Consider the following 2,278-nt stretch of genomic DNA (forward strand, 5'->3'; position numbering starts at 1 on the left):
CTCCTTCGTCTTCTCGTCCTCGGCGGCCGTGTACGGCACCCCGGACGTCGACCTGGTGACCGAGGAGACGCCGTGCGCGCCGATCTCGCCGTACGGCGAGACCAAGCTGGCGGGCGAGTGGCTGGTCCGGGCGACCGGCCGGGCCACGGGCCTGTCCACGGCGTCGCTGCGCTACTTCAACGTGGCGGGCGCCGCCGCCCCGGAGCTCGCCGACACCGGTGTCTTCAACGTGGTCCCGATGGTCTTCGAGAAGCTGACGCAGGGCGCCGCGCCGCGCATCTTCGGCGACGACTACCCGACCCCGGACGGCACCTGCGTCCGCGACTACATCCATGTGGCCGACCTCGCCGAGGCCCATGTCGCCGCGGCCCGCGCCCTGCAGTCCTCGCCGGGTCACTCCCTCACCCTCAACGTCGGCCGGGGCGAGGGCGTGTCGGTGCGCGAGATGATCGACGTCATCAACGCCGTCACCGGCTACGACCACCCGCCGACGGTCACCCCGCGCCGCCCCGGCGACCCGGCCCGCGTGGTCGCCTCCGCCGATCGCGTCGCCACCGAGCTGGGCTGGAAGGCGAAGTACGACGTCCGGGACATGATCACGTCGGCCTGGGCCGGCTGGGTGCGCAGCCACCCCGAGGCAGCCCGGGACTGAGCGCCCTGGACTGAGCGCGCGTAACGGGAGCGCGGACCGCCGGGCGCGGACCGCCGGGCGCCGGACCGCCGGGCGCGGTCAGAGGGCCTTGAGGGCCGCCGAGGTGGCGCGGGACAGGGCGTCGAGGTGGCCCTTGGGCAGCTTCGGGCTGCGGATGACGACCGAGCGCCAGTACAGGGGACCGGAGATCAGATCGAGGGCCAGCTCCTCGTCGAGGCCGGACCGGACCTCCCCGCGCCGCTCGGCGGCCCGCACGATGGTGCTGGCGACGCTCGCCTGGCCGTCGCGCAGCGCCTTCTGCACGGCCTCGGCCATCTCCGGGCTGCGAGCGGCCTCGGCCTGCAGGTCGGGCAGGATCTGCGAGGCGAGGGGGTGCCGCAGGGCCCGGGCGGTCACCTCGTAGAGCATCCGCAGATCGCCCTCCAGGGTGCCGGTGTCCGGGACGGGCAGGCCCAGCACGGCGACCGCGGACACCACGTCGAGCACCAGGTGCAGCTTGGAACGCCAGCGCCGGTACACAGCCGTCTTGCCGACGCCCGCGCGGCGCGCGATGCCCTCGATCGACATGCGCGCGTAGCCGACGGCCGCCAGTTCCTCGAAGACGGCCGCCCGGATCGCCTCGGTCACGTCCTCCCGGAGCACGGCCGCCCCGGCGGGGGCCCGGCGGCGCGGCGGCGTCGAGGACTGATCGGCGTCGGTCGTCATGCCGACAGCATAGGGCGTCGCGACGATACGGCACCGTCCCCACGCACGCGGCCACCCCGTGTTCGCCCGCGGGCCATCTTCCCGTCACGACGGAACGGTTGCGTTCCGACGCCGACTCGTCCTACGCTCACGTTGCGACGAAACGGTCCCGTCCCGACGTAAGAGAACGCGAAGAGAACGGTGAGAACCGCACCGGCCCTTCGCCCCCGCCCCCTCCTCCAGCGAAAGCAGCGGATGTGACTCAGGCCCTGCACACACCGCCCCGGACGGCCGAGGCGCCGCCCGGGACCGACCTCGCGGCCCTGGCCGCCCGGCACGGGCTGTCCGTCAGCGGCGCCCGCCCCACGCTGCCGCAGTACGTCCGCCAGTTGTGGGCTCGGCGGCACTTCATCACGGCGTTCTCCACCGCCAAGCTCACCGCCCAGTACAGCCAGGCGAAGCTGGGCCAGGTCTGGCAGGTGCTGACGCCGCTGCTGAACGCGGCGGTGTACTACCTCATCTTCGGCAAGCTCATGGGCACCAGCCGGGGCGTGCCGGACTTCGTCCCGTTCCTGGTCACCGGCGTGTTCGTCTGGACGTTCACCCAGAGCTCGATCATGGCGGGCACCCGCGCGATCTCCGGGAACCTGGGCCTGGTGCGCGCCCTGCACTTCCCCCGGGCCGCGCTGCCGATCTCCTTCTGCCTCCAGCAGCTCCAGCAGCTGCTGTTCTCGATGGCGGCGCTGGTCGTGATCCTGCTGTGCTTCGGCGTCCCGGTCGCCGCCTCCTGGCTGCTGGCGCTCCCGGCGCTGGTGCTCCAGTTCACCTTCAACGCGGGCGTCTCCCTCGTCGTGGCCCGGATGGGCGCCAGGACGCCGGACATCGCGCAGCTGATGCCGTTCCTGCTGCGGACGTGGATGTACGCGTCCGGCGTGATGTTCA

At 72.9% G+C, this 2,278-nt stretch carries 3 protein-coding genes; 2 read left to right on the plus strand and 1 reads right to left on the minus strand.

What is annotated here, in order from left to right; translation table 11 throughout:
- Positions 1-652 (plus strand): NAD-dependent epimerase/dehydratase family protein (locus ACFY5C_RS41220; protein ID WP_389455204.1); only part of this gene is annotated, 652 nt, incomplete at its 5' end.
- Positions 653-730: 78 nt separating this feature from the next.
- Here ACFY5C_RS41220 and ACFY5C_RS41225 read toward each other — a convergent pair.
- Positions 731-1,357 carry a TetR/AcrR family transcriptional regulator gene (locus tag ACFY5C_RS41225; RefSeq protein WP_062668788.1) on the minus strand — a complete coding sequence of 209 codons (627 nt, stop codon included), beginning with the start codon at positions 1,355-1,357 and terminating at the stop codon, positions 731-733.
- Positions 1,358-1,593: 236 nt separating this feature from the next.
- Between ACFY5C_RS41225 and ACFY5C_RS41230 the strand changes: the two genes are divergently transcribed.
- A partial coding sequence (locus ACFY5C_RS41230; protein WP_389455206.1) for an ABC transporter permease occupies positions 1,594-2,278 on the plus strand: 685 nt, incomplete at its 3' end.

It is taken from the genome of Streptomyces sp. NPDC012935 (assembly GCF_042900345.1).
Classification (GTDB): Bacteria; Actinomycetota; Actinomycetes; order Streptomycetales; family Streptomycetaceae; genus Streptomyces.

What these genes read in the sequence shown, in the direction of transcription:
- ACFY5C_RS41225 (WP_062668788.1), bottom strand. Translation starts at nt 1,357, where the DNA reads ATGACGACCGACGCCGATCAGTCCTCGACGCCGCCGCGCCGCCGGGCC.